The 7,112-nt window shown below is 70.9% G+C and carries 5 protein-coding genes; 4 read left to right on the top strand and 1 reads right to left on the bottom strand.

Translation table 11 applies throughout. From position 1 onward, the window contains the following. Positions 1-663: 663 nt before the first annotated feature. The 3 genes from CEK66_RS20750 to sppA all read left to right on the top strand — a co-directional run bounded on the left by CEK66_RS20750 (position 664) and on the right by sppA (position 5,621). Positions 664-2,115, top strand: coding sequence for a hypothetical protein (locus CEK66_RS20750; protein WP_226978700.1), 1,452 nt, complete (start codon positions 664-666; stop codon positions 2,113-2,115). A gap of 160 nt (positions 2,116-2,275) precedes the next feature. Next, complete coding sequence (locus CEK66_RS20055) at positions 2,276-3,646, top strand: MATE family efflux transporter (protein WP_017911990.1); 1,371 nt, start codon at positions 2,276-2,278, stop codon at positions 3,644-3,646. 76 nt (positions 3,647-3,722) lie between these two features. Then, on the top strand, positions 3,723-5,621 hold the full coding sequence (gene sppA / locus CEK66_RS20060; RefSeq protein WP_017911991.1) for a signal peptide peptidase SppA: 1,899 nt from the start codon (positions 3,723-3,725) through the stop codon (positions 5,619-5,621). An 82-nt stretch (positions 5,622-5,703) separates the two neighbouring features. Here sppA and CEK66_RS20065 read toward each other — a convergent pair whose 3' ends face one another. Beyond that, positions 5,704-5,910 (bottom strand): hypothetical protein, encoded by a 207-nt coding sequence (locus CEK66_RS20065; protein ID WP_152238057.1) that lies wholly within the window; start codon positions 5,908-5,910, stop codon positions 5,704-5,706. Between the two features lie 87 nt (positions 5,911-5,997). Between CEK66_RS20065 and CEK66_RS20070 the strand changes: the two genes are divergently transcribed. Next, positions 5,998-6,771 (top strand): SDR family oxidoreductase, encoded by a 774-nt coding sequence (locus tag CEK66_RS20070; RefSeq protein ID WP_017914851.1) that lies wholly within the window; start codon positions 5,998-6,000, stop codon positions 6,769-6,771. The last annotated feature ends 341 nt before the right edge of the window (positions 6,772-7,112 follow it).

The following is a 7,112-nucleotide window of genomic DNA, read 5'->3' on the forward strand; positions in this document are numbered from 1 at the left end:
ATGCCGCGTTGGGTCTGGCAGGCGCGCTGCCGGCGTTGCGTGGCGCAGCGCCTGACTGGCCGTCAGGTCAAGCTGCGCGGCGCCGGCTGCGCGCCTGCCAGACCCAACCCGAAGGGCCGCGGTTGCGCACGCCCGTGGCCGCGTCATCGCTCGGGCGTGGACGGACGTCCACTTCCTCGCTCTTCCTTGCCACAGGCACGCGCAATCACGGCGCGGCATGCTCGGGGATTGGTGACACGCCCTAGCGGCCGCCGCAAAGTGGGTTCCGGGGGTCGGGAGTTGCGCGCGATTGCTGCCCTAAAAGTGATAAACCGGTCGTAAATGGCCGCCGCGCTTGGGGAATCGAATTTATCCACATCTGCTGTGGATAAAGCTGTGCATGACGGGCATGCTCCACGCCGTGAAGACGGACTCACAAGCCTCTGCCACGAGTTGGACAAAAAAGCGCCAATCGCATTTATTCTTTTCGAAACAACAACTTGGCCGTGAAACACAGATGCAACATGGTTTCGCGGGGGCTTGACAAGACCTGTCGCAGGCCAATTTCCGGCGCTGTGCACAACCGGCCGTCGCGACGGCCGCGGGTGAGCCGATCGGGACGCCGCTGTCAAGCGCGCGGTGTGGCGGCTGCCTCGCTATCATCGCGCCGATGATGGAGTCCCGATGACCGCCACGTCCCCTTCCGACGGCGTGGCCGCACCGCCCGCCCTGGCCGCGTTCCTGCGCGGCATCGAACGCCGCGCCGCGGTCCTGGCCGACCTGCAGAGCGGCCGGCCCGAACGCGGCATGCCGGCCCTGGCGGCGGCGATGCGGGCCTTCCGCAGCCACGCCGCGGCGCTGCCGATGGCCGACTGGCCGCTGCGGTTCTGGAAGCTGCTCGCTGCGGTGCCCACCCTGCGCCAGGCCGATGCCGCCGACGGTGCCTGGCCGGCGCCGCTGGCGCATCTGCGCAGCCTGCAGCCGGCCGACCGCCTGGCGCTGTTGTTGCGCATCGTCGCCGGACTGGACGAGCCGCTGGCTGCGCAGGTGCTGCAGCTGACCACCGAGGACTACCAGCAGGCGCTGGCGCGGGCCTGTCCGCGCGACGCCGGCGGGCGTCCGGATGCGGCCGGCTGGCGCGCGCTGGCCGACGCGGCGCAACAGTGTCTGCGCGACCTGCCGCCGGCGCGGCTGCAGGCCCTGGCGCAACTGCGCGATGCGGCGATCGCCGGCAGCACGGCCTCGCCTGCGCCGGCCAAGGCGCCGGCCTCTGCCGCGGCCGCGGCGCGTCCACGCCGCCGCGCCGCGCGCTCGGCCCTGCGCACGCGCCTGGCCGGGGCGGTGATCGCGGTGGTGGTCCTGGCCCTGGTCGGGACGCTGTTCTGGGACCGCCTGCCCTGGCATCGGTCCCGTGCCGCGACCGCGGCCGGTGGCAGCGACGCGAGCCTGGCGCTGGGCGATACCGGCCCGGTGCAGGTGGAAGTGCTGCCGCCGGAGTCGGACACCGCCAGCGCGCCGCCGCTGCCGGCCGACCCGCCGGCGCCGCTGCCGGAGCCGGCGATCTACGACCTGGATTTCTATGCGTGGTACGCGGCCGGCGCGCCGCCGCCGCGGATCGAGCGCAGTGCTCCCAGCGCGGCCGACTTGGCGGAGGCCGCCGAAGCCCCGCCGGCTGCCACCGTTGCCCCGGCCGTCGCGCCCGCGGCGACCACGCCACCGGCGCTGACCCCGGCGCAACTGCGCGCGCGCCAGGCCGCCTGGGATGCGCTGCCGGCGGCGGCGCAGGCGCGGCTGCGTCAGGTCGCCACGGCCTTCGCCGGCCTGCCGATCGAGCAGCAGCACAGCCTGCATGCGCAGTTCGCCGAGATGGACGCCCTGGAGCGCCACGGCTGGTTGCTCGGCCCGGAACTGGGCGCCGAGTTCTGGGCGCTGCAGCCGCTGCTGGGCTACGTGCCGGAGGCGCAGCGGCAGGCACTGCTGGGCCTGGTGCGCGGCCTGCCGGCGGACCAGCGCGAGCATCTGGCGCTGCTGTCGCAACGTACCCCGCCGCAGGACCGTGCCGCCTTGCGCCGCGACCTGCTGGCGCAGGGCGCCGACAGCCGTGGTGCCTGGCTGAAGCAGCGCGCCGCACGTTGAGTCGCTTCGGGCGCTCTGGCTTTCCGGGTCCCCGGTCCCGGGCCCCGGGTCCCGGCTTTCCTGCAGTCATCCGCCGCAGCGGGTAGAATGCCCGGCCTCCGCCACCCGGTGCCGGCGCTGTCTGCGCGGCCGCAGTCGGCGGGATCGCCAGAGTCTTGCAATGTTTTCGTCTTCCACCCCGGCCTCGGTCCGGGGCCGCGAACTGCGCACCACCGCGCAGCTCGCCCTGCCGCTGGTCCTGGGGCACGTCTCCACCGGCCTGATCAGCTTCGTCGACAACGTGATCGCCGGCCACCACGGCACCCGCACGTTGGCCTCGGTGACGGTCGGCACCGCGCTGCTGTGGCTGCCGATGATGATCCCGATCGGCACCCTGATCGCCCTGACCGCCTCGGTGTCGCAGCTCGACGGCGCCAAGCGCCATGCGCAGATCGGGCCGCTGTTCCGCCAGGCGCTGTGGCTGTCGCTGGGCCTGGGCCTGCTGATGTTCGCGTTCCTGAGCGTGATGCCGATGGCGCTGCCGCAACTGGGCATCGCCCCGGAGATCGTGCCCGGCGCGCGCGACTTCCTGCTTGCGATCCGTTGGGGCGTGCCGGCGCTGGTGCTGTACTTCTGCATGCGCTACCTCAGCGAAGGCATGCACTGGACCCTGCCGACCATGCTGCTCGGCTTCGGCGGCCTGCTGCTGCTGGCGCCGCTCGGCTATGCGCTGACCTTCGGCCTGTGGGGTCTGCGCGAGCACGGCGCCGGCGGCCTGGGCATGGCCTCGGCGATCATGATGTGGGCGCAGGCGCTGTGCTTCGCCATCTACCTGGCGCGGTCCAGGCGCTTTGCGCCGTTGCGCCTGTTCGCGCGGTTCGAGGCGCCGGACCTGCGCGCGATCGTCGGGCTGCTCAAGACCGGGTTGCCGATCGGCGTGACCATCCTGATGGAAGGCGGCCTGTTCATCGTCACCGCGCTGCTGATCGCGCGGCTCGGCGAGGTGCCGGCGGCGGCGCACCAGATCGCGATCAACGTGGCGCAGCTGTGCTTCATGGTGCCGATGGGCGTGGCCGAGGCGACCACGGTGCGGGTCGGCCGCGCCGCCGGTGCCGGCGACGCGGTAGGCGTGCGCGGCGCGGCCTGGGCCGGCTATGCGATCGTGCTCGGCACCCAGGCGCTGTCGGCGCTGGTGCTGCTGGTCGGCCACGACGCCATCGTCGGCGTCTACACCAGCGACCTGGCGGTGGCGGCGCTGGCCTCCACGCTGCTGCTGTACGCGGCCACCTTCCAGTTCCCCGACGGCGTGCAGGTGCTGTCGGCCGGCGCGCTGCGCGGCCTCAAGGACACCCGCGTACCGATGTTGCTGGCCCTGTGCTCCTACTGGGGCCTGGGCATGCCGCTGGGCGCCGGCCTCGGCCTGTGGCTGGGCTGGGGACCGCAGGGCATGTGGATCGGCCTGATCCTGGGTCTGACCGCGGCCGCGGTGATGATGGGTGCGCGCTTCCGCTGGAGCAGCGCGCGGCTGCTGGCGGCGCCGGCGGCCCCCTGACTTCAGACGCATGTGCGGCGCCTGATGCAGCCGGTATGCTGCGCAGGCGCAAGACGCCTTCCTTTCGGAGCTTTCCATGAACCAACCCGTGCGTCGCAGCCCCGTCGCCAACTTCTTCGTCGGCCTGTGGGATGTGATGAACTTCACCCGCCGGTTGATCTTCAACCTGGTGTTCTTCGGTTTCCTGTTGCTGATCCTGCTGGCGATGGTGTTCGCCATGGCGCGCGGCGACGGCGGCAAGGCGCTGCGCGACCGCACCACGCTGCTGATCGCGCCGGAAGGCAAGCTGGTCGAGCAGTTCAGCGCCGACCCGGTCAGCCGCGCGCTGGCCAAGGCGATGAACGACAAGGGCGCGCAGGAGATCCAGTTGCGCGACCTGGTGCGCGCCATCGAGGCGGCCAAGACCGACCCGAAGATCGAGCGCGTGGCGCTGCGCCTGGACAAGCTGCAGCCCAGCGGCTTCGCCTCGATGCGCGAGGTGGAGAAGGCGCTGCAGGACCTGCGCAGCTCCGGCAAGCAGATCGTCGCCTACAGCGACAACCTGAATCAGTGGCAGTACCTGCTGGCCGCGCAGGCCAACGAGGTCTACCTGGACCCGATGGGCTCGATGACCCTGGAAGGCCTCGGCCGCTACCGCCAGTACTTCCGCGAGGGCCTGCAGGACAAGCTCGGCGTGGACGTGCACCTGTTCAAGGTCGGCGAATACAAGTCCGCCGCCGAGCCGTACGTGCTCGACGCGGCCTCGGCGGCGTCCAAGGAAGCCGACCTGTTCTGGATGAACGATGTGTGGCAGCGCTACGTGGCCGACATCGCCAAGGCGCGCAAGCTGGCGCCTGAGCAGATCAACGCCGGCATCGACACCATGCCCGAGGGCGTGGCCGCCGCCGGCGGCGACCTGGCCAAGTTCGCCCTGCAGCAGAAGCTGGTGGACGGCCTGAAGACCCGCGAGGACGTCGAACAGTTGCTGGCCAAGCGTGGCGTCGCCGACGACGATGCCGACACCGGCTACCGCAACGTCGACCTGGACGGCTACCTGCAGCAGCTGGACCTGCGCCGTTCGCCGGTGGACTCGCGTCCGCAGGTGGCGGTGGTGGTCGCCGCGGGCGAGATCAGCGGCGGCGAACAGCCGGCCGGTCGCATCGGCGGCGAGTCGACCGCGGCGCTGCTGCGCCAGGCGCGCGACGACGACGCGGTCAAGGCGGTGGTGCTGCGCGTGGATTCGCCGGGCGGCGAAGTGTTCGCCTCCGAGCAGATCCGCCGCGAGGTGGTGGCGCTGAAGGCTGCCGGCAAGCCGGTGGTGGTGTCGATGGGCGACCTGGCCGCGTCCGGCGGCTACTGGATCAGCATGAACGCCGATCGCATCTACGCCGACCCGTCGACGATCACCGGCTCGATCGGCATCTTCGGCATGATCCCCAACATCACCCGCACCCTGGACAAGATCGGCGTGCACACCGACGGCGTGGGCACCACCCGCTTCGCCGGCGCCTTCGACATGACCCGGCCGATGGATCCGGCGGTGGGCCAACTGATCCAGTCGGTGATCAACAAAGGTTATGCCGACTTCACCGGCAAGGTCGCGCAGGCGCGCGGCAAGTCGGTCGAGGCCATCGACCAGGTCGCGCGCGGCCGCGTGTGGAGCGGTGCGCAGGCCAAGGAGCGCGGGCTGGTGGACGCGTTCGGCGGCTTCAAGGACGCGGTGGCCGATGCCGCGGCGCGCGCCAAGCTGGGCGGCCCGGACAAGTACCGGGTGCGCTACGTCGAGAAGCCGGCCACGCCGTTCGCGCAGTTCGTCAGCGGGTTCGCCGGCAGCCGCCTGGGCGTGTGGATGCTGAGCGACTCGGCGCTGGGCCACGCCCTGCTGGCGCGCAGCCTGCCGGAACTGGACACCCAGCTGCGCTTCGTCAAGGACGCGGCCGACACCCGTCCGGGCGCGCCGGTGAAGGCGCTGGCCTACTGCTTCTGCGGTCTGTAAGCCGGCCCTGCGCCGGCAGCGGCGCGCTCTTGCGAGCGCGTCGCCTGCTTCCTGCAACGCCGGCCCCCGTGGCCGGCGTTGTTCATTGCGCGGTCGCGGCGTCGAGCGCGGCGTGCTGCGCGGCCGCGGCGTGGTCGAGCGTGGCCTGGGTCTGCCTGGCGCGGTCCAGCGGCTGTGCGATGGCGCTGCGCAATGCGCTGGCCTTCGGCGGTGGCGGCGCATCGGGCGGCTGCGGCGGCTCCGGCTTGCATGCGGCCAGCAGTGCGAGCAGCGGCAATGCCAACGTCATCCTGCGCAGTGGTGCGGACATGGCGACGACCTCCTCGAGGGTGGAGGTATCATCCTACGCCTCCCATGTGAGCAGACAGGCACGCGCATGCAGCACCGTTGGCGGCTGGACGGACAGACCGCGCTGATCACCGGCGCCAGCGCCGGCATCGGCCTGGCGATCGCGCGCGAACTGCTCGGGTTCGGCGCCGACCTGCTGTTGGTGGCGCGCGACCTCGATGCGCTGGAAGCGGCGCGCGACGAGTTGCGCGAGGCCTTTCCCGAGCGCGAGATCCTGGCGCTGGCCGCCGACGTCGCCGACGACGAGGACCGCCGCGAGATCCTGGACTGGGTCGAGGACCATGCCGATGGCCTGCACCTGCTGATCAACAACGCCGGCGGCAATGTCAGCAAGGCCGCGGTGGACTACACCGAGGACGAATGGCGCGGCATCTTCGAGACCAACCTGTTCTCCGCGTTCGAGCTGTCGCGCTACGCGCATCCGCTGCTGGCGCAGCATGCGGCCTCGGCGATCGTCAACGTCGGCAGCGTGTCGGGACTGACCCACGTGCGCAGCGGCGCGCCTTACGGCATGACCAAGGCAGCGCTGCATCAGCTTACCCGCAACCTCGCCGCCGAATGGGCCGAGGACGGCATCCGGGTCAATGCGGTGGCGCCCTGGTACATCCGCACCCGCCGCACCTCCGGCCCATTGTCGGATCCGGACTACTACGAGCAAGTGATCGAGCGCACGCCGATGCGCCGTATCGGCGAACCGGAGGAAGTGGCGGCGGCGGTCGGCTTCCTGTGCCTGCCGGCGGCCAGCTACATCACCGGCGAATGCATCGCGGTGGATGGGGGCTTTTTGCGTTATGGGTTCTAGCGGGTCAGCCCTTTGCGTGGCGGCTGCGCGCGCGCAGGGCAGCAGATGAAAGGCGCAGTGCGGTACGCCCCGGGTGATACGGCGTCGGGACTGAAGTCCCTCCCAAAAAAAACCGGGATTGGGGAATCGGGAATGGGGATTGGTAAAAAAGCTGTTCGCACGCACCGCGGTGACCTGTTCCTTTGTCTGCCGGCGGCCAGCGACATGACCGGCGAATGCATCGTGGTGGATGGTGATTTTTGGCTGAGCGCTTTGTTTAGCGCTGCCGGCTGTGGTGCACGCGATCAACTGCGCGCAGCGGAATGCCTAGGAGCGGCTGGAGCCGCTTGTGTCAAATAAGG

The organism is Xanthomonas sp. LMG 12460 (assembly GCF_009192895.1).
Lineage (GTDB): Bacteria > Pseudomonadota > Gammaproteobacteria > Xanthomonadales > Xanthomonadaceae > Xanthomonas_A > Xanthomonas_A sontii.